Origin of the sequence: Nocardia abscessus NBRC 100374 (assembly GCF_000308455.1) — a bacterium.
Lineage (GTDB): Bacteria > Actinomycetota > Actinomycetes > Mycobacteriales > Mycobacteriaceae > Nocardia > Nocardia abscessus.
Window position 1 is genome coordinate 99,457 of record NZ_BAFP01000092.1, and the last position, 24,522, is coordinate 123,978.

The 24,522-nt window shown below is 67.6% G+C and carries 31 protein-coding genes; 15 read left to right on the forward strand and 16 right to left on the reverse strand.

Features of this window, described 5'->3' with window-relative positions; translation table 11 throughout:
- Positions 1-36 precede the first annotated feature (36 nt).
- Entirely contained in the window at positions 37-552 is a 516-nt protein-coding gene (locus tag ON19_RS18195; RefSeq protein ID WP_043693769.1) for a carboxymuconolactone decarboxylase family protein, read from the forward strand.
- Between the two features lie 5 nt (positions 553-557).
- Here the strand turns inward: ON19_RS18195 and ON19_RS18200 are convergent, their stop codons facing one another.
- Positions 558-941, reverse strand: a complete 384-nt coding sequence (locus ON19_RS18200) for a winged helix-turn-helix transcriptional regulator (protein ID WP_043693772.1) — start codon at positions 939-941, stop codon at positions 558-560.
- A 91-nt stretch (positions 942-1,032) separates the two neighbouring features.
- On the opposite strand from ON19_RS18200, the gene ON19_RS18205 reads away from it, so the two are divergent.
- Positions 1,033-1,383, forward strand: coding sequence for a DoxX family protein (locus ON19_RS18205; protein ID WP_043693775.1), 351 nt, complete (start codon positions 1,033-1,035; stop codon positions 1,381-1,383).
- A gap of 209 nt (positions 1,384-1,592) precedes the next feature.
- Here the strand turns inward: ON19_RS18205 and ON19_RS39020 are convergent, their stop codons facing one another.
- Complete coding sequence (locus ON19_RS39020) at positions 1,593-2,408, reverse strand: helix-turn-helix transcriptional regulator (RefSeq protein WP_051169022.1); 816 nt, start codon at positions 2,406-2,408, stop codon at positions 1,593-1,595.
- A gap of 192 nt (positions 2,409-2,600) precedes the next feature.
- Between ON19_RS39020 and ON19_RS41980 the strand changes: the two genes are divergently transcribed.
- Together ON19_RS41980 and ON19_RS18220 are read left to right on the forward strand one after the other, a co-directional pair.
- Positions 2,601-3,245, forward strand: a complete 645-nt coding sequence (locus ON19_RS41980) for a beta/gamma crystallin domain-containing protein (RefSeq protein ID WP_157229751.1) — start codon at positions 2,601-2,603, stop codon at positions 3,243-3,245.
- 267 nt (positions 3,246-3,512) lie between these two features.
- A complete protein-coding gene (locus ON19_RS18220; protein ID WP_051169023.1) occupies positions 3,513-4,766 on the forward strand; it encodes a serine hydrolase domain-containing protein in 1,254 nt (417 codons plus the stop codon).
- A 65-nt stretch (positions 4,767-4,831) separates the two neighbouring features.
- Here the strand turns inward: ON19_RS18220 and ON19_RS18225 are convergent, their stop codons facing one another.
- Positions 4,832-6,397, reverse strand: a complete 1,566-nt coding sequence (locus ON19_RS18225; protein WP_227954697.1) for a serine hydrolase domain-containing protein — start codon at positions 6,395-6,397, stop codon at positions 4,832-4,834.
- 267 nt (positions 6,398-6,664) lie between these two features.
- Entirely contained in the window at positions 6,665-6,994 is a 330-nt protein-coding gene (locus tag ON19_RS18230; protein WP_051169024.1) for an ANTAR domain-containing protein, read from the reverse strand.
- A gap of 431 nt (positions 6,995-7,425) precedes the next feature.
- On the opposite strand from ON19_RS18230, the gene ON19_RS18235 reads away from it, so the two are divergent.
- From ON19_RS18235 to ON19_RS18250, 4 genes are all read left to right on the forward strand, one after another.
- The gene (locus ON19_RS18235; RefSeq protein ID WP_227954696.1) at positions 7,426-7,791 is read left to right on the forward strand and encodes a MerR family transcriptional regulator; all 366 of its coding nucleotides are present in this window, start codon (positions 7,426-7,428) and stop codon (positions 7,789-7,791) included.
- 190 nt (positions 7,792-7,981) lie between these two features.
- Complete coding sequence (locus ON19_RS18240) at positions 7,982-8,209, forward strand: hypothetical protein (RefSeq protein ID WP_043693786.1); 228 nt, start codon at positions 7,982-7,984, stop codon at positions 8,207-8,209.
- A 151-nt stretch (positions 8,210-8,360) separates the two neighbouring features.
- Complete coding sequence (locus ON19_RS18245; protein ID WP_043693992.1) at positions 8,361-9,059, forward strand: helix-turn-helix transcriptional regulator; 699 nt, start codon at positions 8,361-8,363, stop codon at positions 9,057-9,059.
- A gap of 91 nt (positions 9,060-9,150) precedes the next feature.
- Positions 9,151-9,528: a VOC family protein gene (locus ON19_RS18250; RefSeq protein ID WP_043693789.1), complete on the forward strand. Its 378-nt coding sequence runs from the start codon at positions 9,151-9,153 to the stop codon at positions 9,526-9,528.
- 86 nt (positions 9,529-9,614) lie between these two features.
- On the opposite strand, the gene ON19_RS18255 is transcribed toward ON19_RS18250, so the two are convergent.
- From ON19_RS18255 to ON19_RS18265, 3 genes are all read right to left on the reverse strand, one after another.
- A complete protein-coding gene (locus ON19_RS18255) occupies positions 9,615-10,019 on the reverse strand; it encodes a GlcG/HbpS family heme-binding protein (RefSeq protein ID WP_043693792.1) in 405 nt (134 codons plus the stop codon).
- Positions 10,020-10,125: 106 nt separating this feature from the next.
- A complete protein-coding gene (locus ON19_RS18260) occupies positions 10,126-10,443 on the reverse strand; it encodes a hypothetical protein (protein ID WP_043693795.1) in 318 nt (105 codons plus the stop codon).
- On the reverse strand, positions 10,443-10,679 hold the full coding sequence (locus ON19_RS18265) for a hypothetical protein (RefSeq protein WP_043693798.1): 237 nt from the start codon (positions 10,677-10,679) through the stop codon (positions 10,443-10,445). Before ON19_RS18265 ends, ON19_RS18260 begins: the two co-directional genes overlap by 1 nt.
- A gap of 397 nt (positions 10,680-11,076) precedes the next feature.
- On the opposite strand from ON19_RS18265, the gene ON19_RS18275 reads away from it, so the two are divergent.
- Positions 11,077-12,345 carry an SGNH/GDSL hydrolase family protein gene (locus ON19_RS18275; protein ID WP_043693803.1) on the forward strand — a complete coding sequence of 423 codons (1,269 nt, stop codon included), beginning with the start codon at positions 11,077-11,079 and terminating at the stop codon, positions 12,343-12,345.
- Positions 12,346-12,510: 165 nt separating this feature from the next.
- Here ON19_RS18275 and ON19_RS42885 read toward each other — a convergent pair whose 3' ends face one another.
- On the reverse strand, positions 12,511-12,675 hold the full coding sequence (locus ON19_RS42885) for a hypothetical protein (protein ID WP_169334192.1): 165 nt from the start codon (positions 12,673-12,675) through the stop codon (positions 12,511-12,513).
- A 228-nt stretch (positions 12,676-12,903) separates the two neighbouring features.
- Between ON19_RS42885 and ON19_RS18280 the strand changes: the two genes are divergently transcribed.
- Complete coding sequence (locus ON19_RS18280; RefSeq protein WP_043693806.1) at positions 12,904-14,436, forward strand: acyl-CoA synthetase; 1,533 nt, start codon at positions 12,904-12,906, stop codon at positions 14,434-14,436.
- A gap of 30 nt (positions 14,437-14,466) precedes the next feature.
- Here the strand turns inward: ON19_RS18280 and ON19_RS18285 are convergent, their stop codons facing one another.
- Together ON19_RS18285 and ON19_RS18290 are read right to left on the reverse strand one after the other, a co-directional pair.
- A complete protein-coding gene (locus ON19_RS18285) occupies positions 14,467-15,423 on the reverse strand; it encodes an alpha/beta fold hydrolase (protein WP_051169026.1) in 957 nt (318 codons plus the stop codon).
- 110 nt (positions 15,424-15,533) lie between these two features.
- A complete protein-coding gene (locus tag ON19_RS18290; protein ID WP_051169027.1) occupies positions 15,534-16,418 on the reverse strand; it encodes a TetR-type transcription factor C-terminal domain-containing protein in 885 nt (294 codons plus the stop codon).
- 158 nt (positions 16,419-16,576) lie between these two features.
- Between ON19_RS18290 and ON19_RS18295 the strand changes: the two genes are divergently transcribed.
- Complete coding sequence (locus tag ON19_RS18295) at positions 16,577-17,779, forward strand: acyl-CoA dehydrogenase family protein (protein ID WP_043693809.1); 1,203 nt, start codon at positions 16,577-16,579, stop codon at positions 17,777-17,779.
- Positions 17,780-17,895: 116 nt separating this feature from the next.
- The gene (locus tag ON19_RS18300; protein ID WP_157229752.1) at positions 17,896-18,111 is read left to right on the forward strand and encodes a hypothetical protein; all 216 of its coding nucleotides are present in this window, start codon (positions 17,896-17,898) and stop codon (positions 18,109-18,111) included.
- Positions 18,112-18,222: 111 nt separating this feature from the next.
- Here ON19_RS18300 and mbp1 read toward each other — a convergent pair whose 3' ends face one another.
- Positions 18,223-18,468: a microaggregate-binding protein 1 gene (mbp1, locus tag ON19_RS18305; protein ID WP_043693815.1), complete on the reverse strand. Its 246-nt coding sequence runs from the start codon at positions 18,466-18,468 to the stop codon at positions 18,223-18,225.
- A 169-nt stretch (positions 18,469-18,637) separates the two neighbouring features.
- Here mbp1 and ON19_RS43840 point away from each other — a divergent pair, with 169 nt between their 5' ends.
- Both ON19_RS43840 and ON19_RS18310 read left to right on the forward strand, forming a co-directional pair.
- Positions 18,638-18,760: a hypothetical protein gene (locus tag ON19_RS43840; RefSeq protein WP_255218397.1), complete on the forward strand. Its 123-nt coding sequence runs from the start codon at positions 18,638-18,640 to the stop codon at positions 18,758-18,760.
- A 162-nt stretch (positions 18,761-18,922) separates the two neighbouring features.
- Positions 18,923-19,207: a hypothetical protein gene (locus ON19_RS18310; protein ID WP_043693819.1), complete on the forward strand. Its 285-nt coding sequence runs from the start codon at positions 18,923-18,925 to the stop codon at positions 19,205-19,207.
- A 59-nt stretch (positions 19,208-19,266) separates the two neighbouring features.
- On the opposite strand, the gene ON19_RS18315 is transcribed toward ON19_RS18310, so the two are convergent.
- The 5 genes from ON19_RS18315 to ON19_RS18335 all read right to left on the reverse strand — a co-directional run bounded on the left by ON19_RS18315 (position 19,267) and on the right by ON19_RS18335 (position 23,596).
- Positions 19,267-20,490, reverse strand: coding sequence for an NADH:flavin oxidoreductase (locus ON19_RS18315; protein WP_051169028.1), 1,224 nt, complete (start codon positions 20,488-20,490; stop codon positions 19,267-19,269).
- On the reverse strand, positions 20,487-21,065 hold the full coding sequence (locus ON19_RS18320; RefSeq protein ID WP_043693821.1) for a TetR/AcrR family transcriptional regulator: 579 nt from the start codon (positions 21,063-21,065) through the stop codon (positions 20,487-20,489). The genes ON19_RS18315 and ON19_RS18320 overlap by 4 nt, the downstream gene beginning before the upstream one ends.
- A gap of 127 nt (positions 21,066-21,192) precedes the next feature.
- Positions 21,193-22,200, reverse strand: a complete 1,008-nt coding sequence (locus ON19_RS18325) for an esterase/lipase family protein (protein WP_051169029.1) — start codon at positions 22,198-22,200, stop codon at positions 21,193-21,195.
- Between the two features lie 60 nt (positions 22,201-22,260).
- Complete coding sequence (locus ON19_RS18330; RefSeq protein ID WP_043693824.1) at positions 22,261-22,914, reverse strand: PadR family transcriptional regulator; 654 nt, start codon at positions 22,912-22,914, stop codon at positions 22,261-22,263.
- 103 nt (positions 22,915-23,017) lie between these two features.
- Positions 23,018-23,596 carry a TetR/AcrR family transcriptional regulator gene (locus ON19_RS18335; RefSeq protein WP_083899459.1) on the reverse strand — a complete coding sequence of 193 codons (579 nt, stop codon included), beginning with the start codon at positions 23,594-23,596 and terminating at the stop codon, positions 23,018-23,020.
- A 73-nt stretch (positions 23,597-23,669) separates the two neighbouring features.
- Here ON19_RS18335 and ON19_RS18340 point away from each other — a divergent pair, with 73 nt between their 5' ends.
- On the forward strand, positions 23,670-24,512 hold the full coding sequence (locus ON19_RS18340) for an NAD(P)H-binding protein (RefSeq protein WP_043693827.1): 843 nt from the start codon (positions 23,670-23,672) through the stop codon (positions 24,510-24,512).
- Positions 24,513-24,522: the final 10 nt, after the last annotated feature.

A 24,522-nucleotide genomic window follows, 5' to 3' on the forward strand; every position in this document is an offset into this window, starting at 1 on the left:
ACCAACACAGATTCACACCGAGAGATAAGGAAAACCATGAACGCGCACAACACCACCCAGCAGCGCAGCGGTTCCCGTCTGCCCAACCCCCAGCAGCTCGTCCCCGCACTCGGCGAGGTCGGCGCGGCGCTGTTCAAGGCCACCGGCAACGGCGCGATCCCCCCGACCACGATCAGCCTGGTCCAACTGCGCGCCGGCCAGATCGTCGGCAGCGCCTACCTGGCCATCCTGCACGCGGGCAACCTGCGCACCGCCGGTGAATCCGAAGATCGCATCGCCGCGGTCGCGACCTGGCGCGACGCTCCGCACTTCACCGAGCCCGAACGGGCCGCACTCGCCCTGGTCGAGGCTGTTGTCCTGCAACCGGCATCGCACGGTGAACGGGTACCCGAGGAGCTCTACGCCCAGGTGGCCGAACACTACGACGACACCGCCCTGGCCACCCTGGCGATGGTCATCGGCCAGGTGAACTTCTTCGTTCCGCTGGCCCTCATCGGCAAACCGCTGCCCGGCCGCCCGCCGGCCGAACAGTGGACGCCTGTGATGGCCTGAGATGATCACCCATGCTCTATTGATTTACCCGACGCTTCAGTCGATTCGCGGAAAGCAGCGATCGAGGCGCCGTTCGATCGAGCCCACGTCGTCAGGGCTTCGATCGGCTCCCGCAGCGTGTCCCCGAGCTCGGTCAAGCTGTACTCGACGCGTGGCGGCGCTTCCGTGTACACCCGCCGCTCTACGAGGCCGTGCTCTTGAAGTCGGCGCAACGTCTGGGTCAGCACCTTGCGCGAGACACCACCGATCAGTTCGACGAGCTCGCCGTGCCGCTGCGGACCTTCGCTCAACGCAAACAGTGTCACCACAGCCCATTTGCCGGCGATGATCTCGATGGCCGACCTGGCGGGGCAGTCGGCGAGGAAGACGGTTCCAGGGTGGAGACTCATGGCCCGAAGGGTACCTTTTGGTACCTAACGGCTCCCTAGCGTCGACGGCATGCAGTGCACCGCGCTGCCCGTCATCTAGTGGAGGCTCGCAATGTTCATCACCTACGTCGTCGTCGCCGTGGTCATGTCGGTCGTGCTCGTGGTCTCGGCCGGTGCAAAGTTCACACGGCCACGACGGATGGTCGAGCAGATGTCGACTCTCGACTTGTCGTTCACCGTGCTGCCGTTCTTGGGCGTCGCTCAAATCGCCGGAGCGGGTGGGCTCATCATCGGAGTTCGGTGGGCACCGTTGGGTGTCGCTGCTGCCATATGCATGACGCTCTACTTCATCGGCGCGGTTGCCGCGCACGTGCGCGTCGGCGACATCAAGGGCGCTCCCCCCGCCGCAGCCCTTGCGATCGTGTCCGCTGTTCTCATCGGATTGCGCGTCGGCGCCCTTTGACCACCCGATGAGCCGCAGCCACCGTCCCCGAATCCTTCGACTGGCACATGGCCCGCGCACACCAGGGACCACCAGCACTTTCAGGAGGTTCGGTCACAGCGACTACCACCAAGGCTCACCCTGGCTGCTGTTCACACCACTGGTCGCCGCGGGACTGGTCGCCGCGGGACTGGTCGTCCGTGGCGCGATGTCGGTGCCGCGGACCGCTATCACACAGCGCCTGACCCGCTGATCTGGGGCCGGACCGAGGTGGCGGTCTCGGCGGGGCCGGGCCCGGCGATGAGGCCGAGCTCCTGCGCCGCCCGCAGGGCCGCGATGCGGTCGTGCACGCCGAGCTTGCGGTAGAGGTTCTCCGTGTGTTTGGTCGCGGTCGCCGGTGCGATACCGAGCCGGGTCCCGATGGCGCGGGCCGTCAAGCCCTCGCACAGCAGTCCGAGTACCGCCAGTTCACGCGGGGTAAGCCGGTAGTCGGTGGGATCACCGGGCCCGCGACGCGTGAACGCCGCCTTCTCGTGGGCCTCCACCGCATCCAGCAGTGAGCGGGCGAGCGCGGCGTATTCGAGGTCCCGATCGCTGAACCCGTGGCCGCCGCGGCTCATGATCACACCGCGGATCTGCCCCGGCCCTGCGGCCAAGGGCAGCGCCAGCTGCCGGTCGATGCCGATGGCGTCCTTGCCCGCGCGATACGCCTCGCCCTTCCACCAGCGATCGTCGGCGACCTCGTCCATGGTCAGCGGCGTCGTGTCCCGGGTACGGGCGTAGTGCCGGAGCAAGGGATGAGATCGCATGTGCGCGTGGATGAGTGCGTCCAGCGGTGCCTCGTGCAACCAGTCCGGGGAGCCGGTGAGGGCGTGGCCGGTGCCTGCGTCCCAGTCGAGGTCGATCAGCACTGCGAGATCGCACGGCAGGTCGGCGGTCAGCCGCTCCATCAGCAGCGGCCATACCCGCACCGGATTGCGTTCGGTGACGATCGCCAGGGCGAGGTCGTGAATTTTCTTGGCGCTCGAGTCGGGTACCGGCGTCATCCCAGTATTGTGCGGCAGCGCATTCCGCGGCCGGGGCCGAAATGACGAGCGCTATACGAAGTTGTTCGTATGGTCCGCCTACCGGGCCGGATTTTACGGTCGTCTTGCACGAAACCATCTGGCCGTAAGCCGATTCCATCGAATCGAAGCTCGGCAGCAACGAGGTCGTGGAGACCGGAAGAGGGGAACGACATGCGACGCACGACAACGATGGCCAGGCTGGTCCCGGCCTGGGCTGCGCTCGTCTCGACGGAGACGAGGACGGCACCGGCGCGGGTGAACGCCGAGGTGGTCGGGGACCGGGGACGTGCCGAAAGGAAGAGATCAAAGCGCAGCCGACGGCACACAACACGATGGGCCACCCTGGTCGTCGCCGCGACCGCAGCGCTCGGTCTGACAACGACTCCCGCCCATGCCGGGGAGATCCCAGACTCCTGGTGGCCGAACACGGTGCGGTTCTGGGAGACCACCGGCTTCAGCAACGACGGCGTCGAACTCGGCCCCGGAGCCTACGACCTGCGCACCGTCACCAGGGATTGCGTGATCTTCTGCTGGCACGACTGGAACAACGTACCGTCCTCCCTGCACGTCGCGCCGCACACCTGGCTGACCGTGTGGGAGCACGAGGACGGGCAAGGCGCCTGCGTCAGCTTCTGGGGCGGTGAGCCCTTCGAGCCCGGCGGGAAAACACCGGGCCGCCCGTGGGACAACCTCGGCGACATCGCCGCCGGCCCCTCCTCGGGCAACTGGGCGAAACGAATCAGCTACGTGACGGTGACTGCGGTGTCCGGGTACCAGGAACGCCCGATGACGGCCTGCCCGGAGGCCGTCTGGTGATCACGCGGCTCGATTCCCGACGGTAGCGGTGATCGACGACATGCCTGGTCGACCTCCACGTCGTCCGGCGCAGGCGGCTGCGGTGACGGTGCAGGTCCGCCCCCTACAAGTGGGGGCACCCAAGGTGGTAACCGGGGGTGAGGCGGGGGCGATGAGCCAGGTGGAGTTCGTCGAGAGCGGAGGCCGGCGTGGGTCGAGGTATGAGAAGCATTGTGGTGGCTGCCATTACGGTGGCCGCGTCGATGCTGGGGGGTCGGTGCACCGGTAATGGCGCAGGCCGGGCCGGACGAGCTGAGGCATTGCGCGGTCAGCAGTGGACGGGTACCGGAAACGGCGACGCCGGAGGAGGTCGGGCTCGATTCGGCGGCGTTGCGCCAGGCGGTGGCGCTCGCGGCGGATTCGACGCGCACGACGCTGCAGATCTTCCGGAACAATTGCCTGATCGCGACCGGCCCGAACAACGCACGGGCCGCCGGTGTGCCGTGGAATCTATGGAGCAGTACCAAGAGTGTGGTTTCGATGGTGGCCGGGATCGCGGTGGACGAGCAGCGGCTGCGGCTCGACGACCCGATCGGCGCCTATCTGCCGCCCGAGCTCGGTGATGCCGGACATCGCGCGATCACGGTGCGGAATCTGCTCATCGAATCCAGCGGCATGCAGGTGGCGGTGGCCTCCGAGGGCATCACCGGGCTGGCGCAGATCGATCCGAATGTGGTCGCGCAGGCGTTGGCGATGCCGATCGATCAACAGCAGGGCACCGAGTGGCGCTACAGTCAGCGCGCTGTCGATCTGCTCGTGTACGTCATCCAACGTGCGGTCGGCGAGGACTTCCAGGCGTACGCGCAGCGAAAGCTGTTCGATCCGTTGGGTATTCCGCCGACCGACTACTTCTGGGGGCGTGACCGCAGCGGAAACACCTACGGCTACGCGCATCTGCTGCTGCCACCGGACGATTTCGCCAAGCTCGGCCTCCTGCTCACCAACCGCGGCCAGTGGGGCGGTCATCGAATCATTTCGGCGGATTATCTCGCGCAGGCCGGCCGGCCCACCCCGACGAACCCGTGCTACGGCTTCCTGTTCGTCGTGAACGGGCCGGACTGCGCCAACTACTTTCCTGGTCTGCCGCCGGATGCGCTGCAGATGTCGGGAATGATGCGCCAGGACAACTTCGTCGTGCCGAGCCTTGGCTTGATGGTCAGTTGGACCGGCGTCACGGTTCCGGGGAGCGCGTTGAGCTTCCCACACGATGTCCTGCGTGCGGTCGGCGCCGCCTTCCGGGAACCCCGCATACCCGCCGCGGCACCCTATGAACAGCAATCGGATATCCAACTGTCCGATCCGATGATCTCGAACCCAGACGCGACCCTCGCCGCACTCGGTATCGGCCCGATGGCCTACCCGGGCTGCAACCCGCTGTCCTGCCTGGGCAAGCCCATGTCCGCACCGTTCGCGAATTGGCCACCGGGCTGCTTCGTCCTCGGCTGCGTCGGCCCACACCCGGCGACCCCTGGAATTCGATAGCGGCACAAAGTGCTCTACCTCATGTAGGGCCCATGACATGTCCGGGTGCCGGTGTGCGGCGCTGTCTATCGCGTCGGCGCGGCCGGGTCGGAAGACGCGGTTCGGCCGTCGCCGAACACCTCGTTGACCAGACGTTGCGTCGCCTGCTGGAACGGCACCGCCAGTGAGAGCGCGGCATCGTCCACGTAGTTCAGCGCGGCGGTCATGGTCTTGCTGCCGTCGGGGGTGCTGAACATCATCGCCGCGTGGCCCGCGGCGCCGCCGTTGTGCGTGATCACGGTGCCACCCAGGCCCGTGTCCTGTACGAAGACCCCCAGGCCGTAACCCATGTTCGGGATGGGCGTCGGGTGCGGGGTGCACATCTGGTCGAGCAGCTCCGCCGGCAGGAGCTTGCCGCTCATCAGCGCGGAGATGAATACGTGCAGGTCGCGGGTGGTCGAGATCATGTCGCCGCCGCTGGAGATCCAGGAGGGGTTGTGGCGGGTGACATCGACCGTCTTCTGCTCGCCATCGTCCTCGTACCGGTAGTAGGCGTGCGCGTGTGGCTCGGCGATCTCGGTTTGGGTGGTCGGTGCCACGGTGCCCGACAGTCCGAGCGGTCCCAGGATCAGCCGCTGCATTTCCTCGGCGACCGAGCGGCCGGTGACCTTCTCGATCAGCAGCCGGGCCAGCACGGAGTTGGTGTTGGAGTAGCTCCAGTCCGTGCCGGGCTCGAACCGCGCCGGCTTGGACAACGCCAGCTGCACCAGCTCCTCCGGCCGGTAGCTGTGGAATCGGTTGTCCACCCACTGTTTGCCCGCAGTGGTGGCGGGGATGCCCGGCACCACAGTTCCGTCGGGGTAGTACTCGCCGGTGAAGTTGAACACCCCGCTGGTGTGCTGCAACAGCATTCGCACTGTGATCCGCTCATCGAGCTCGAACTCGGGCAGGTAGTCGGCCACCGGGGCGTCCAGGGCGATCCTGCCCTCGGCCACCAGTTGCAGCACCAGGGTCGCGGTGAAGGTCTTGGTATTGCTGCCGATGCGGACGTGCCCGTCGATCGGCGGCTCCGCGGTCTCGCCCAGCTTGCTCACCCCGGCGCTGCCGACCCACTCACCTCGCTCATCGTGCACGCGCAACGTGATTCCGGTGGTACCGGAATCAACGGTATCGTCGAGGGCCTGCTGCAGGCGCGGGAAATCCAGTGCGGAAACACCTTTCGGTTCCACCATGCTGTCCGCGGTGACCGCCCCGGGGGCGTCGAGAGCGACAGTGATCTTGCGGGCCATCGCGGTGGTGGCCGGGCTGGGAGCATCCTTTCCTGCCTGGCCGGCCGCGTCGATGGCGATCAGCACAGTGGTGCGGAAGTTGTCGGCCTCGACCGGATCCTGTGCGGTGAGCAGGGTCATCGCTGCGGTCAGGGCCGGCAGCACCTGGTCGGCGAGTTCGGCGACGGTCTTCCCGTTCAGTTCGATGTCGGCGGACTTCGCCGCGAGCACGTGCCCGACCGGACCGGTCGCCGATGTCAGGGCGATAGCGGCATTCGTGGCAGCCCGGTGGGGCGTGCCGGTGGCGGCCATCAGCGACACCGCACCGTATGCGGCAGTACGCAGGGTGTTCTTGTCCCGGTCGGTCAGGGTGAGGGTGGACACGATGGTGTCTCTTTCGAATCCGTAGTGAGGCAATCCGATCGAACGGACCGTTGTGCTGTTGACACCGAGACTGTCGCCGACCCGGCTGACATCGGCCTGACGTCGGCCTGACACCCACTGACAGCGCTCGACCTGGTCGCACCAGGCAACCCTCGCCATCTCATTGCCGACCGAATCCACGAGCAGCCGTGAACCGACCCGCCTGCGCACTACTGGTCAGTCGTCACGAACATCACGTAATCGGCCATGACTCATTGCTCCGCGCCTTCATCGAGCATCACGGGTGGGCCCCAGCGGCGGGGCCGAGCTGGGGTCGCGCGGCGCCGGCGGTCCGAGCATGATCCGGTCCAGTTCGGCGCGCAGCTGGCCTACCGTGTGCTGTCCACCCGAGCCCGGGAGTTCGGTGACGATCCGCTGGGCCAGGGCGTGCACGCGCACGTCGGTGTTCTGCGAACACGACCGCATCAACGCGAACGCTCGCTCGTCGCCGATTCCGTACAGCAACATCACGATGCCTTTGGCCTGCTCGATCACCGCACGGGTGGCCTCGAACGCGAACCGTTCGACATCCTCCGGCGGCCTGGGCTCGGTATTCACACCCAACGCCTACCCGTCATCCGCCGTGAAGTAAACACCCTCACTTGAAGGAAAAAATCTACACCGAGGGATGTAGACATTCTGGGAGACTCGGTATACAGTCGCTGTCGTTGGAGATGAGAAGTCTGGTTGGCCGGGCAGGTGAACTGCCCGGAAGCAAGATTCCATCCCCTCCGGCGGAGAAGAGAACCTGGTGCAGTCGGCCGGGCCGCCGGAGGGGATGACGAAATACCGCAGACAAGATCCGTCGATCCGGGAGGTGGTCGCTGAGACAGTTACCTACACCCCGCCGCGCCCGAGAAGTGCGGGCGCGGTGTTCGACGCCGACCCTGCTGGTCGGCGGATTGAATTGAAGTCAAACCCCTTCGAAAGTCCCGAGGCCCCGGCGCACAGTGCGCCGGGGCCCGATGGCGTTGACCACGAGAGGTGTTGTGGACCAACAGAATACGAACCCCACCAGCGGCCCCAGTGCCGAGGACCGGCTCGATGACGATGACTACCCCGCCTACAGCATGGGCCGGGCCGCGGAAATCCTCGGCGTCACCCCCGCCTTCCTACGCGGCCTCGACGCCGCCGAGCTATTGACACCACAGCGCTCCGACGGCGGGCACCGCCGCTACTCCCGCTACCAACTGCGCCTGGCCGCACGGGTCCGCCAACTCGTCGACGACGGCAACACCCTCGAGGCAGCCGCCCGCATCGTCATCCTCGAAGACCAACTCGCCGAAGCTCAACGCCTCAACACCGAACTCCAACACACCCTCGACCAGCGCACCGACACCACTCACCCCGAATGAACCCGGTACCGGTTACCGAGCACCTCCGAGCTGATCGCTGAGCCGCAGCCGCAAGTATTCCCTGCACAGAGCATGCGCTCGCGCACGCCGGGTATCACGTTCGCAGGGCGAACATCGCACACCGATTGCACCCGATTCCGAGCAGACCGCTGCGCTACGGCCACGGTCCGGACGATCGAAGGAGAGCGTCATGTCGGCGCGACACCGCACGTATCTCGTCCGTCTCGACCCGCGTCTCCATCACGACAGCGGGGCTCGGAAGGGTGTTCGAGGGGCGTTCTTCGACTGGCTACAGACCGTCGACGCCGAGGTCGTCGAGCTGTGCGGCGCCGATCGCGTCGTGATCTCCTCAGCACCGGAAGTAGCCGACTGGATCAGAGACCTCGAGTACGTTCTGGCCGTCGAGCCACACGAATAGCGAACGCTTGCGCGGGCGATGGTGCGGGCTGCGCGACGTCACCGATGCCCATCCGCCCGTCAACGGCGTCGCCCCCCCGCATGGTCGCACAGGGTTGACGTCGCTCGGTCGGCGGTCGGGATGTGTCGGTGTGCGACGCTACGGTGACCGCGTGAACCGGACTGATCGGCTGTACGCGATAGTCGAGGAGTTGCGGGCGATCTCGCCACGACTGCGCAGCGCGCGCGAGTTGGCCGCGCGGTACGAGGTCAGCGTCCGGACGATCGAACGGGATATCTGCGCGCTGCAGCAGGCCGGTATTCCGATCTACGCCGATGTCGGCAGGCGCGGCGGGTACGCGCTGGACAAAAGCATGTCCTTGCCGCCGCTGAATCTCACACCCGCGGAGACCGTCGCGCTGGCGGTCGCGCTGGCCCGCCATCGTGGTGGCCCGTTCGAGCGGGCGGGCCACAGCGCGCTACGCAAGATCGTGGCGGTGTTGCCGGAACGCGACGCGGTCGCCGCCCGAGATCTCGCCGCGCGGATCCGATTGCTGTCGGTCGACGCACAGGCCGACCGCGAGATCCCCGCGGTGATCGAACGAGCCATCGAAATCGGCAGAGTGCTGCGGATCGGCTACCTCGACCGGTTCGGCGCGCACAGCGAACGCTCGGTCGAGCCGTTCGCGTTGGTGCACGGGGCCAACGGCTGGTACCTGGCCGCTTGGTGCCGGCTGCGCGACAGTCCGCGCTGTTTCCGGCTGGACCGGATCACGTCGGTGGCAGCGACCGAACTCTCCGCGCCGCACCGCCCGTTCGACGGGTCGGCCTGGGACATCCCGGATGCCGGGCTTCGGGTCGTCGCGCTGTAGAGCCGATTCGAAAACACCGACAGGGGGTTGTCGCCGCGGCGGGAGATCGTGGTTCGGCAAGACCACGACCCCGAGATTCCGGAGACGATCAATGAGCACTCCCCCGTACAACACGGTGACCTGGTTCCAGGTCGGCAGCGACAAGCCCGAGCAGATCAAGGAGTTCTACGGCGAGCTGTTCGGCTGGTCTTTCCGCCCGTACCCGACCGACGACGGATACGAACTGGTCCACTACCCCGGCAGCGAGGCACCCAGCGGCGGTGTCGCGCACACGCCGGACAGCGCGGCGAATCACGCCACCTTCCTGGTGGTCGTCGAGGATGTCGCGGCCACCGTGGCGGCGGCCGAGGCGCTGGGCGCCAAGGTACTGACCGCGCCCGTCACAAGCGCTGACGGTCTGGTATCAGCCGATCTGCTGGACACCTCCGGCAATCATTTCGGCGTGTTCAGCCCCGCGCCCGCGGCGTGATCGAACGATGAACTCCTCTCCCGGCGCATCGCCCGACGATGCGCCGGGAGGGAAATTCGTCTGGTTTCCGGGCGGTGGGAAAGCGATCAACTCAATTGGGCGACGGCCGCTGCGCCGACCTTGTGATCGGTGATCGAGGAGGCCGCGCCGGATACCCCCAGCGCACCGACAACCGTTCCACAGACCCGGATGACCACACCACCACCATTGGGTACCAGCGCGTGCGCGCCCGATCGCGGCGGTTCGCCGAACAGCGACTGTCCTTGCGATGCGGGGGTCATATGCACGGTGTCGAAACCCAGCGCAATGGCCGCGTCCGCCTTGCGTTTCGCGACCTCGTTCGCATACGGGGGCGCACCGTCCATACGCGCACTGGCCACCAGGCTCCCGCCGGCTTCTACGACTGCAAGACAGACGGACGCGCCGAGTTCGGTCGCCGCCTTACGAGCCGCAGCAATCACCGAGCCGGCCTGGTCGAGCGAAATCGCCATAGGGGCATTGTCTCCCAGGAGCATTCTGCGCTCCTCTGCTACGGCTTCCTCTTCAACGGGCTCGTGGCGGTCGCTTGTGTTCTGCGCGCTGAAGCAGATCCCGACCTCAGGGACCGAGTATGGCGCGGATCTGGTTGGTGGCTCGTCGCGCGATCTCCTCGTCGACGACCGCGACCGGTTCGTCGGCCCCGGCGAACCACTGCGGGCCGACGGTGAACGGAGCGCCGGTGAGGGCGACCCCGACCGGGCCGAGCTCGCAGATGATGGCGTCGCCGGACAGCGGGTCGGAGACCACTTCGACGATGATGTACTGCCGCCGGATCCGGTTGTAATCGTCGGAGCTGACGATCAGGCATAGCATTCCCCCGGGCAGCACCGACCCCGACGGGGCGTGCCATACCTCGCCGAATCGGGGAGCGGCCATCAGCCGGTCGCGCGGCGCTGGGCGATGAGGCCCGCGGTCAGCGTGGTCACACGGTCCGGGGTGTACCCGGCGGCGTTCAGCGCGGCGCTGTCGACGGCGATGCGGCGGCGCAGGTCATCGCGGCGCACCAGCTGGGCGAGGTAGGCGGAGCGGTCCAAGCCTTCCTCCTCCGCACGACGGGCCAGAATCTTTAGGGTCTCGTCGTCGAACGACACCGACGTCTTCCGTCCAGCCATACCGCCGAGCGTACCGCCGCCAGCGGTAGATGTCTCCGGCCGTGGGAGTGATGATCACCGGGCCGGTTCCAATTGACCTCAACTGTCCTCGACGGTTCGACCAGTGCAGTCGGTGAGTGTTTCAGACAGTAACTTGCGCCTCGTACCCATGTTTGCACTCACAGATAGTCCGTAGATTCAGATTTCGAGCAAACGACTGATGAACGGAGTTCGACATGGGGATCGCTCCCTGCGGCGCCGCCGGACGCATAGGCGGCCGCCGCACTACAGAATTGGTTCGACCGGGTTTCCGACCGGTCCTCGCCGGACCGGACCGCGACCGACCGAGGTCGATCGCCGAGGGCACCGGCTCGGAGATCGGGATCGCGACGTTCGACGACCACGAGGTCTCCGGTCGATGAGCCCGCGGAAGACGCGAACCGCCCTGCTGTCGGTAGTGGCGGCGTTACTCCTGGCCGTCACCGGTACAGCGCTGTATGCCGGCGACCGATCGCAGCAGCGCGAGATATGGCTCGACAGTTGGTCCGCCGCGCAGATGGCCGCCGCCGACGTGGCGGGGCCCAATTGGTCGACGAAGGGCTTCGTCGACCAGACCATCCGCCAGACCGTGCGCCCGACCCTCGCAGGCGAATCCGTGCGGATCACGCTGTCCAATCTCTTCGGCGATCGCCCGTTGCGGATAGCGGCGGCCACGATCGCGCGCAGCGCTGAACAGGCGGCGGTGCAGCCGGGCACCGTGCGGCCACTCTCCTTCGGCGGTGCGCCAGGCGCGGTGATCCCGCGAGGCGCCGAACTCACCTCCGACGCCACCGATTTCCCGGTCACCGCGCGGCAGCCGATTACCGTGACCCTCTATCTGAGCGAGGTAACCGGGCCGGCCACCTTCCACTTTCTCGGCAACGCCACCACATACCGCGCGGACGGCGATCACAGCGCCGATACCCGCGGTGCGGCTTTCACCGAGTCCGACGACTCGTGGTACTACCTGGCCGACGTCGAAGTCCGGGGCGCACCGAGCCGCGACGGCGTGGTTGCCTTCGGCGACTCCATCACCGACGGCGCAGGCGCCGGCACCGACGCGGACAACCGATACCCTGATGCACTGGCCGATCGCCTCGCCGTCGACGACGCCCCCCGAGCCGTGCTCAACACCGGAATCGGTGGCAACCGGATCGTGTCGGACTCCGATTACATGGGCCAACGCGCGGCCACCCGCTTCCGCCGAGACGTGCTCGACAAGAACGGGATCGGCACCGTGATCCTGCTCTCGGGCATCAACGACATCGGAGCCAGTGAACTCTCCGAGCTGTGGCTGCGACCGAATCCCGAGGTCTCCGCCGACCGGCTGATCGCCGAATATCGGCACCTCATCCGGATGGCACATGCGGACGGTCTGCGCGTCATCGGCGGCACCCTGCTTCCGTACCGCGGAGCCCCGTATTACAGCGAACGCGGCGAACGGGTCCGGGACGCGGTCAACTCCTGGATACGAAGCTCCGGCGAATTCGACGCCGTCATCGACTTCGAGCGCGCTCTCGCGAACCCCTCGGACCCGGACGTCCTCGCGGCGCAGTTCGACAGCGGAGACCACCTGCATCCCAATCCCGCCGGGTATTCCGTGATGGCCGACGCCGCCGCACGCGTGCTGAACGAGACGGACGACTAGGTCGCATCGCCATGGGCGCGGGGGAATTGCCCAGGCTTGCGGCGGTGAGCGCGGCGCATTGCGTCCGAGGCAGCGGAGCCGCCCAGATGACCGCGCTTCACCATCCAGGTAACCGCCTTCCGCGCCGGATGACGAACGTGGACCGCCGACCCCTGCGCGCGGAAATCAGTCCGGCGGTTCCTGCGGCTCGTCTTCCGCGGAGGCGAGCTCCGGCGCGACTTCCCGGGTCGCCATTCCACCGTCGCCGCCCTGATCGGTAGGGCCCGGTGCGACGCCCTTCGGTCGCTCTGTGTCCTTTTCGTCTTCGTCGGGGTCTTGTCCGCGTGGCATGGCAGCCCTCCTTGGTTGTCGGATCGGCCTACCCGCGTGGACCTGTTTCAATCCCGGGCCACCACGCTTTGCCGAATAGATCAGAACCGTCGTTTACTTTCAGCTATCGTTCGGTGGCAGAGCAACCGCTCGACGGGAGACCAGGGATGCCGGCGCGGGCCGTGGGTCCAGGAGCCCGCGTAAGCCCGGCGGTCGAGCATCGACCGCTTTGTTCCACCGAGGAGCCGCATGTACCCCGGCGCATACGTCGACCGATTCCCCGAAAAAGCAGCGGTTGTCCTCGCCGAGAGCGGCGAAGTGCTGACCTACCGGGAGCTGGAGGAGAATTCGGTTCGGCTCGCCCGGCACCTGCACGACGCGGGGCTGCGCAAGGGTGATCACGTCGCGCTGCTGTCCGGAAACGACCCGAAGGTCTACGAGATCTATTGGGCGGCGTTGCGAACCGGGCTTTACATCACCGCGGTCAACCGGCACCTGTCGCCGAGCGAGATCAGCTACATCGTGAACGACTGCGGAGCGCGGGCATTGATCGCGTCGGCCGGTCTCGCCGACGCCGCGGAGCAGATCGTCGCGCACACCCCGGCGGTCGACATCCGGCTGGCCTTCGGCGGCCACGTGCCGGGATACAAGTCGTACGAGGACACCCAGGCGGCAGCGTCTCCCGAACCCCTGCCGGACCAGCCGCGCGGTGCGGACATGCTCTACTCCTCCGGTACCACCGGGCGCCCCAAAGGCATCAAGCAGCCGCTGCCGGACCGCCAGGTGGGCGACGCACCCGGCGACACCTACACCGAAATCTTCGGCCCGCTCTACGGATTCGACACCGAGACCGTCTATCTGTCTCCCGCCCCGCTCTATCACGCCGCGCCGCTGCGCTTCGGCGGCGTGGTCCACGCGCTCGGCGGAACGCTCGTGGTGATGGAGAAGTTCGACGCCGAACAGGCCTTGGCCGCGATCGAGCGCTACCGCGTGACGCACAGCCAGTGGGTGCCGACCATGTTCGTCCGGATGCTGAAACTCGACGAGGCCGTGCGCGCCCGCTACGACGTGTCCAGCCTGCGGGTCGCCGTGCACGCGGCCGCCCCATGCCCCGTCGACGTGAAGCGGGCGATGATCGACTGGTGGGGCCCGATCCTGCACGAGTACTACGCCTCGACCGAGGCCAACGGCGCGACCTTCATCGACAGCGACCAGTGGTTGCGCAAGCCGGGCTCGGTCGGCAAGGCCGGTCTGGGAACGATCCGGGTGTGCGGCGACGACGGCGCGGAACTTCCCACCGGCGAGATCGGCACCATCTACTTCGAACGCGACGAGGTTCCGTTCGCCTATCACAACGATCCCGCGAAGACCGCCGATGCGGTCCACCCCGACCACTCGACCTGGACCACCACCGGCGACATCGGCTATGTCGACGAAGAGGGCTACCTGTTCCTCACCGACCGCAAAGCCTTCATGATCATCTCCGGTGGCGTGAACATCTATCCGCAGGAGGTCGAGGACGCGCTCGCCCTGCACCCGAAGGTGCTGGACGTGGCCGTGATCGGCGTGCCCGACGAGGAGATGGGTGAGTCCGTCAAGGCCGTCGTCCAGCCTGCGCCGGGCGCCGAGCCCGGCCCCGCGCTCGCCGGGGAGCTGCGCGACTATCTGCGCGACCGTATCGCGCACTACAAGGTGCCCAGGAGTTTCGACTTCGCCGACGACCTGCCGCGAACCCCCACCGGCAAACTGGTCAAGGGCAAACTCCGCCCACGTTACGTGTGACCGCGAGGTCGGCGGCTGTGTCCGAACGGGCTAGGCGACGAGGGTGAGGTGCACGGCTCCGACCCGACCGGTATCGGCCGCTCGCGTCATCAGGCGGACGATGGCGTCGGCCACCTGGCCCGGCTGCTCGAGAATCACCGAGTGACCGGCGCCGTCGACCATCACGAAGTCGGAGTACTCGACGGCCGCGGCCATGGCGACGGAATGCGACGGCGGCGTCATCAGGTCACCGGAGCCGCACAGCACCAGGGTGGGGATCCGCGAAAGAACGGCGAGCGCGTCGGTCCGGTCGTAGACCATGAAGTCGCTCAGGAAGGTCGCCATGGTGACGATCGGCGTCTCGTTGCGCATCGCGTTGGCCAGCGCGAGCACCCGCGCGCTGACCTTGCGATCGCCGAATTCCGCCGTACGGATGACCGGGGCGAAGAGTCTGCACGCCACGAGCTTCGCGTGGTGCATCAGGCTCGGAGCACGGCGGACGGCCGCCTGGAACGCGGAAACGACCGGGTTACGCAGGAGTCGGCCGAAGCCCGCGTCGGCGAGCCCGCTCGCGGCGGTGGCGAGGAGTGCGACGCCGACGACGCGAGTGCCGATCTCGTGCGGATGCCGAGCGGCGTAGGTCAGCACGGTCATGCCGCCCATCGAGTGGCCGACGAGGACGACCGGTCCGGTCGGGGCGACCGCGTCGAGCACGTCGCGCAGGTCGCTGCCCAACTGCTCGAGGTGGTAGGTTCGCCGGGACGCCGCGGCGGAATCGCCGTGGCCGCGGTGGTCGTAGCAGACCACCCGGGCGCCCGGGTATCGGCGCAGCAGCGCGTCACGAACGTAGGTCCAGGACTCGGTGCGCAGGCAGTGGCCGTGCAAGAGGACGACGGTGAGGTCGGCATCGCGCGGACCGTATTCGCGTACCGCCAGAGCGACGCCGTCTTCGGTCGAGACCGTGGCACGCCGTTCCGCCACGGTGGGGATGGTGGTGAGGATCGACATGAGCGGCTCCGGATCGCTGGGGTGATGTGTTCAACCTTGCGCCTTGTTCGCCACCGGCAGCAGGCCCCCGAGAGTGTGGGTCCCTTCCCCAAGGTGGAGCCGATCACCACCTAGGGTGGCAGCGTGAGCCGACGCGCCGAATCGACCCCGAGCACACCAAGAGCGAAATCGCCGTACTGAGCGGCCACTTCCTCCGGGGTCGCCGGGCCGGATTCGCGGAACCACTGGGGGATGGCGGTGCACATCGTGGCTATGGCGCGCCCCGCGGCGCGGGTGTTGCCGGTGGCGACGCGGCCGTCGGCACTTGCCTCCGCGATCGCGTCGTCGAGGATGGCCTGGATATCGCGGCGGGAGCGGGCGATGCGCGCGCGTTCGCCCGGGGAGAGGCTGCGCATCTCGCTGGCGCCGATGAAACCGAGCTCGCGGCGGTGGGTATGGAACAGGGCAAGGGCTTCGACGATCAGGCGCACCCGATGGATGCTGTCGCGGCCCTCGGCGCGGGCAGCCCGCACGCGCCAGTGCAGTTCGTCCATGGTCAGGTCGAGGATGCGGACCAGCAGGTCGTGCTTGTCGCGGTAGTGGTGGTAGAGGCCGGGCACGCTGGTGCCCGCCCGCCGGGCGAGGGCGCGCACGGTCGTCCCGTGATAGCCGATCTCGACGAAAGAGGCGAGGGCGGCCGCCAGCACCGGATCGACATTCAACGGCGCGAATTCGCGCCAAGCGCCCTGCGCGCCGGGAACGGCGTCGACCGGGCGGGAGATCGGGCCGGCCGTGGAAGAAGTGACGCCGAGCAACTGGGCGACGGGCACGCCGAGGACATCGGACAGGCGGGTGAGGCGGGCGATCGAGATTCCGGTCTTTCCGGTCTCCACGGCGCTGAGGGTCGCGGGGCTCACCTCGAGCCGCCGGGCTACTTCGCGCAGCGACAGGCCGGTCGCCCGGCGCGCACGGCGGATCGCCGCGTGGGGTGCGGCGTTTTCGGCCTCATTTCGCATAGCGTTCAGAATAGCTGAACAACGTGGCACTGCGGCAGACCGACAGGGACCACTGTGTACACGCCTTTTGACACCCGGTGACCCCGGTGAGACAGTGTTCAGATGGAGCGATCGTTCGGTCAGGCGAACGGGCTCCGGATGTCGAGGAGGACTACGCGATGCCGATCGATCTGACCTATTCCGAGGAAGTCCGGGCGCTGACCGACCGCACCCGCGCATTCGTGCGGGAGACGGTGCTGCCGATCGAGGACGAATACCACGGCGATATCACCGCCGCGGGTGGCGACGGACTGCGTGCCGCCCTGAACAAGCAGGCGCGCGATGCCGGAGTCTTCGCGCCGCACGCGCCCGTGGAGTACGGCGGTCACGGACTGTCGATGTCGGATCGCGCGCCGGTGTTCGAGGAGGCGGGCTACTCACTGTTCGGGCCGACGGCGCTCAATATCGCGGCGCCGGACGAGGGCAACGTCCACATGCTCGCCCACATCGCCGACCCGGAGCAGAAATCCCGCTATCTGGAGCCGCTCGCCCGTGGCGAGGTGCGTTCGGCCTTCGCGATGACCGAGCCCGCGCCCGGCGCCGGCTCCGACCCGGCGGCGCTGGCCACCCGCGCCGCCCGGGTGGACGGCGGCTGGCGGATCAACGGCCACAAGCACTTCATCACCGGCGCCGAGGGCGCGGGCTTCTTCATCGTGATGGCCCGAACCTCCGGCGAACCGGGCCAGCGCGGCGGCGCGACCATGTTCCTGACACCCGCCGACACGCCCGGCCTGCGCGTGGGCAGGCACATCACCACGTTGGACCGGGCCATGATCGGCGGCCACTGCGAGGTCTTCTTCGAGGACATGTTCGTCCCCGACGAGGCGGTGCTCGGCGCCGTCGATCGCGGTTTCGACTACGCCCAGGTCCGGCTGGGCCCGGCCCGGATGACGCACGTGATGCGGTGGCTGGGCGCGGCGCGACGCGGGCACGACATCGCCGTCGAGCGGGTCGCCCAGCGCGAAGGCTTCGGTGCGCGCATCGGCGATCTGGGCATGGCGCAGAAGATGATCGCCGACAACGAGATCGACATCGCCGCCACCCGGGCGCTGCTGGTGCGCGCCTGCTGGGAACTGGACAACGGGGAGCACGCGGGCAACGCCACGTCCATCGCGAAGACATTCGCCGCCGAGGCGATCTTCCGCATCGTCGACCGCGGCATTCAGCTGTGCGGCGGGCTCGGCGTCTCCGACGACCTCCCGCTGGCTCGACTTTCCCGTGAAGTGCGGCCGTTCCGCATCTACGACGGCCCCTCCGAGGTGCACCGTTGGGCCATCGCCAAACGTGCGGTGAGCGCCGCCCGCCGGGCGACCCGGGACTGACCGGCCTCGGACTTCGCGCCCACCCCGGCCTCCGCCATTGCCAAGATTCGGCAAGCATGCCTCTTCGTTACCGAAGCTGATGGGTCCACGATGGTGAAGAGGGAAAGGAGAGTCGTATGTCAGCGCATGATCGCCAATACCTCATCCTTTTGGATCCGGGAAACCTCGGCGGCGACGCCGTTCGGAGCGAGTTCTTCGAATGGCTGCGGACAACCGACGGCAGAGTCGTCCAAGACGGCGGCGCCAATCGAGTAGTCATCACTTCGGCGCCGGAGGTCGCCGAACGGCTCACAGGCCTCGACTACGTCCGCACCGTCGAGCCGTACGCCTAGCCGCGCTGCGCCTCCGGGGCAAAGGAGTGATTCCCGACCATGACGATCCGCCGCCGTCAGCTCGGCTGACGACGGCGGTGTCGGTGGCCCGGGCGAACCGGGCGCGTGGTGTTACCGTCCTTGCTGATGCGCGGACTGGCGGGCCTCGTCGACGTCCGCCTCGGCCCTGGCCTTCTCGGCCGCGGCTTCCTTACCGGCCGCCTCGCGCTGCGATTCCGCCTTGTCCTGCTGCGCGCGGCCCTCGTCCTTCAGGCCCTCTTTACCGGTCAGGGTACCGGCCGCTTCCTTCACCTTGCCCTTGGCATCTTCGACGACGCCCTCGACGCCTTCCCGGGCACCGCTTCCATGTTCAGCCATAACAACCTCCTGGAATATCGGAACAAGCTGACATCTGGTCGCATACCCGGGAGACCGGCCTCGAACCGTCCCCGGCGAGAAAGTTCGGATCCGGGGCTCAGCGCAGCGGGGTGCTCTCGCTCGGACCTTGCGGATCTGCCGTACCCGATGCTCCTGGCTTCTCGCGGCCGTGATCCGCCCGCCCGGCGGCGTCGAGTCGACCCGCCGCCGCCTCGTTGTCGCGGTGTTCCCGCACCTGGCCATGGATATCGCGATGACGGCGATGCTCGTCGCGAGTCTGACGTCACGCTGAATCTCGGGCGTCGCCGATCGCCGATAGAAAAGTCCGATCGCACGCAAGATCCGACTCCCGTCTTCTGGCACCGGAGCCCTGTGCGTGTCTGAATATCCTCTGCCACTTGTGGTTTCGACAGCGACACGATGCGCGGACGCACACGACAACGACCAGGGGAAGATGAGACTGTCCACGAAAAGCCCGACCGCCGCGGCGCGCGAGTTCGTGTCCGCCTGCCAGACGCTGACCAGCCTGATCGAGCTCGCCGGGCACCCCGCGACCTCCCCGCGCCTGCGGGTGACCTTGGCCGAGTACTGCCGCGCGCACGCCACGGCGGATCCCGGGTTGGCGGCGAGCCTGTCCTCGTGGAAGCAGCGCCGGGCTTCCCTGACCCCGAATGACCACGAGGCGATCCGCTTCGTCCTCACCCGGGACGGCGCCATCCTGCGTGCGGTCCGCCGCTGATCGCGGCAGAAGCGCGGCCCCAGCCGCTCACAGGTTTCCCGGCTCGATCGCCGGGCCGATCATGCCTTTTCGTCGGCGCCGCCCGCAGCCGACAATGTGAGCTCCACGGGTTCGCGCGGCTTACCGGGACGGAACACGCAGCGGGTACAGGTGTAGATCGTGGGCATGCATTCGTTGCAGTGCACGCAGGCCGAACGGGTGGAGGCGTCGGATCGGATGCGCTGCAGGAGATTCGGCTCCCGCAGCAGCGCACGGCCCATCGCGACGAACTCGAAGCCTTCCGCCATCGCGAGCCGCATGGTGTCCAGGTTGGTGATGCCGCCGAGCAGAATCAGCGGCATCGACAGTTCCCGCCGGAAGTGGCGCGCCCGCTCGAGCAGATACGCCTCCCGGTACGGATACTCCTTCAGGAACGCCTTGCCCACCACGCGAAAACCCCAGCGCGCCGGTACCGGAAGAACGTCGGCGAACGACTTCCGCGGTGCGTCGCCATGGAACAGCAGCATCGGGTTGAGCAGTGAACTACCCGCCGTCAGCTCCAGCGCGTCCAGCGTGCCGTCGGCTTCCAACCAGGCGGCGACCTGCAGCGACTCGGGCACCGTGAGCCCGCCGCGCACGCCGTCTTCCATGTTCAGCTTGGCGGTCACCGCCAGACGGCCACCCACGGCTCGGCGCACGGCCGCGGCGATCTCCCGCGCCAACCGTGCCCGGTTGGCCAAGGTGCCGCCGAACCGGTCTTTGCGGCGGTTCAGTTTGGGACTCAGAAAGGAGCTGACCAGGTAGTTGTGCCCGAAGTGGATCTCGACCGCATCGAAGCCGGCCTGTTCGGCCAGCTTCGCCGCGTCGGCATGAGCGGCCATGAGTGCGCGGATCCCGTTGTCGTCGGGAGTTTGCATCATGCGCATCGAGAGGGGGCTGAGCATCCGGCTCGGCGCGAGCGCCGGAGCCCGGTTGGAGGCCGCGTTGGCCACCGGGCCGGCATGACCGATCTGCGCACTCACCGCGGCGCCCTCCCGGTGGACCGCGTCGGTGAGCCGCCGCAGTCCCGGCACGGCATCCGGGCGCATCCAGATCTGGTGCCGGTCGGTCCGGCCGCCGGGAGCGACCGCGCAGTAGGCCACGGTCGTCATCCCGACGCCACCGGCGGCGACCTCGCGATGGAACTCGATCAGTTCGTCGGTCACCAGAGCGTCCGGCGTGCGGCCTTCGAATGTCGCGGCTTTGATCACCCGGTTGCGGAGGGTGATCGGCCCGAGTTGGGCCGGTGCGAATACGTCGTTCATCGTTTCTCTCCTGTCGGCGCGGTCAAGCCGGCCACCACGAAGTCCCGGAGGGTGGCCACCGCCTCGTGCGACATCTCTCGTTGCTCCGCACTACCGAATCGCATGATGACGAGGTCGAACGCCAACATCCACCGCCGCCGGCTCTCGCGCTCGCCAACCCCGGGCAAGAGACTCACCCACGAGTCGATCAGGAACCAGGGCTGACGCCATTCGGTCACCTGCCTGCCGAGCACGAATTGCGCCAGTAACCGCAGGTGCAACCGCCCCATCGGATCGGCCGACAACGCGACGAAGGGCTCGATCACCGCATCGACCACCTCGGTGATCGAGCCGTGCCCGCCGGTGACAGCGGACAGCCGGCTCTCCCACACGGGCCCCAGCCGCTCCTCGAGCAGAGCCGCGACAAGGGCGTCCTTCGACCCGAAGTGATAGTGCACCGCCGCCGGATTCGCGTTGGCCTCGGCGCAGATCCCGCGCACCGACACCTCGTCGTACCGCCCTTCGAGAAGCAGCCGTTCGGCAGCCGTGAGCAGACGATCACGGGTGTTCGTGGAGTCGGAGACCTGTTTCGGCATGCGCTCAGTCAACCACGTTCCCATCAATGGTTCAATCATTGATTGAACCATTGATGGTGCTTACGTCGACATCGCCTGTCGCATCACCCGAGCGCGACAGGCTTCAGGCGCGGCGTGATCACCCGAGTCAGGAGTTGCCCGCGATGATCACTTCGGGGATGCCGGTGCCCAACGGGACCTCCCGGCACACCGGTGCCGGGCTGCCCGGATCGAGCACGGTGAGCAGCAACTCCTGCACGAACGGGTCGTACACCATGTGGAAGTGCCCGGTGAGATCGACGGCACACAGGTCCTGCAGGGCGATGTTCCGCGCGCCCGGCCCGCGCAGCGCGATGTTCTCGAACGGCTGGATCATCTCGTCGACCCGGCTGCCGATGGTCACGTACCGCACGCCGGGCACCGTGTCGCCGCCCGCGTTGAGGTCCAGCATGATCGGCGACCCCTCGGCCTGCTGCACCGCGGCGAGCGAGGTCACCGCGGCGAATGCCTGCAGGGCGCCGGGGATCGCCTGGGCGACCGGCACCAGCCCGTACATCACACCCCCGTAAGTGGGCGAAGCGAGGCCGACCCACTGGTCGACCTTGGGCGCACCGCCCAGCTTGTTGACGTAGTACCGGGTCACGTTGGCACCCTGCGAGAACCCGACCAGGTCGACCTTGTCCGCCCGGGTCGCCGCGAGCACCTGATCGACGAACGCGCCGACCTGGTAGGCGCTGAGCACCAGATCCTCGGTACCGTAGCTCTGCGCGCCGGGCTTGCCGCCGTAGTTCAGCGCGAAAACGCAGAATCCGGCCGCGGTCAGCCGCGGCGCGATCCCCGACCAGTCGGAATAGGCCGAGGAATCGGTCCCGTGCGCGAGCACGACCGGATGGGGATGCGCGGCGCTCGGCACGCAGGTGAAATCATTGGTCCCGCCCGGAACCGCGTTCGGGTGGCTCTTCTGATACCACGCCGCGGCCAGGTGATCGGGTTGCGGCGGCGCGGCGTACATCGGCACGTCGGGCGGCCGGAAGTCGACGGGCTCGGCCGAGACCACGCCCGAGCCCAGCGCGGTGGCGCCGGCGACCACGATGGCCAGCACAGCGCCACGCAAGTGTGAAATACCCCAGGCTCCCGACCCAGTCGACTGTCGCATATCACAATGATCGCTCCGATCGGCTCGAAATGCCCGCGCTATCGGGGTGTTTCGCCTCCCCTACTTCTCGGGGGTCTCATCCTCGGCGAGGATGCGGTAAAGGGACTTGCGGGTCTCGGTGAGCAACTCCGCCGCACGCGCCGCCTGCTGCGGGGTGCCCGCCGCCGCGACCTGAGCGACCGCGCCCATCAACTGCCCGACGAGTCCGCGCAGATCCATCGCCTGCGCCCCGACATCCTGCTGTACGTCCGCCCACGGATCGCCCAGCTCGTCCCGGTGCGCCGTGACGTACTCGGTGCCGGTCTCGGTGAGCTTCGCGGTTTTGCGTCCGGCTACCTTCTCGATGAGGACCAGACCCTCGTCCTCCAGCTGCGCCAGCGCCGGGTAGATCGACCCCGGGCTCGGCCGCCAGATGTCGTCGCTGCGTTCCCGGATCTGCTGGATCAGTTCGTATCCGTGCATGGGCCGCTCGGTGAGCAGCAGCAGCACGGCCGCCCGGACGTCGCCGCGCCTGCCACGGCCGCCCCGGCCGCGTCCGCGACCGAAGTGCGGGCCGAAGCCGGGTCCGAAACCGGGGCCGAAGCCCGGCCCGAATTCCGGACCGAAGCCGTGACGTCCGCCCCGGCGGAAGCGCAGCCCCCGTTCGAAGCCCTCGTGACCGGGCTGTGGTCCACGACCACGCCGGCCGAATTCTCGTTCTTCTCGGTGTTCCATCTCAGCCTCCCAAGGCTCTCGTGTTCTATTCACATTATCGACGATATATCGTCAATGCATCTAATGCAAGGCCCGGTTCGGCGGTCCGGACCCACGGGGGAGATCAGCTCGCCAGCGAGTCGATCCAGCGTGCCAGCCTCGCACCCTCGGCGACCATGAGCTCTGGATCGCGAAAAGTGTTGGTGAGCAACGAGATTCCCTGATACGCAGCAACGTAGGCGACCGCGAGTTCCCGGGCGTCGGCACGTCCCATCGCAGCGAACTGCCGTTCGGCCCAGTTCACCAGAACGCGCATCACATCGGCGGCCGCGGTGTCCAACCCGTCACCTCGCTTGTCCAGTTCCGAGGACAAGGTGCCGAACGGGCAGCCGTAACGCACGGTCTGGTCGCGGTCGGCGACCCACCCGGCGATGAGCGCCTTCAGTCGCTGCGCGGGCGTCTCGTGCCGGTCGCTCGCCATGATCACCGCCTCGAGGATGCGCGCGTGCGAGCCGATCGCCGCCTCGATGAGCTGGTCTTTCGTCTTGAAGTAGTAGTAGACGTTGCCGACCGGAACGTCTGCGGCACGAGCGATGTCGGCAATCGTCGTCTTCTCCACGCCCTGTTGGTAGAACACCCGCACGGCGGCTTCGATCAACCGCTCCCGTTTGCCCGCCTTGGTCCCCGCCTCTGAGTCAGTCACACAACTAACTGTAGACAGCGGACCCACCAACGGCTAGATTCTATTTAGTCAGCCAACTAACTGAGGAGCACCAATGATCGTGGTCACCGGAGCCACCGGAAATATCGGCGCACCGCTCGTGCGCTTGCTGGCGGACGCCGGCGAGGAGGTGACGGCTGTCGCCCGGCATGCGGATCTCTCCTTGCCCGAGCGAGTCCGATCGGTCCGGGCCGATCTGGGCGAGCCCGAAAGCCTCTCCCCCGCCTTCGCGGGCGCCGACACGCTGTTTCTCTTGATCACCGGCGAGCAGTTGGTGGCGGGCCCGGAACCCGAGCGGGTACTGAAGACCGCGGCCGCGGGGGGCATACGCCGAGTGGTCTTCGTGTCCTCGCAAGGCGTGGCAACGCGCCCCGACGCGGCGGGCTACGCCCGGCTCATCGCCTACGAGCTGGCGATCAGGGACTCCGGGCTGGGCTGGACCTTCCTTCGGCCTGCCGGTTTCTTCTCCAACACCTACGCGTGGACGGAGTCGGTGCGCACGCAGCGTACGGTCGCCGCGCCGTTCGGCGACATCGGTCTCCCCTCGATCGATCCGGCCGACATCGCCGCCGTCGCGGCGACCGCGTTGCGCGACGACCGGCACGCCGGACAGGTCTACACCCTGACCGGTCCCGAACTCGCCACGCCACGAGCGCAAGCCCAGGCACTCGGCACGGCACTCGGCGAGCCGCTGCGATTCGTGGAACTGACTCGGGCACAAGCCCATTCGGCGATGACCCAGTTCATGCCCGAGCCGGTGGTCGAGCATACGCTGACCATCCTCGGCGAGCCGACACCCGCCGAACAGCTGATCAGCCCCGATGTGCCCCGCGTACTCGGGCGGCCCGCCACGAAGTACGCCGATTGGGCCGTCCGCAATCGAGCGGCCTTCGCCTGACACTCGCGAG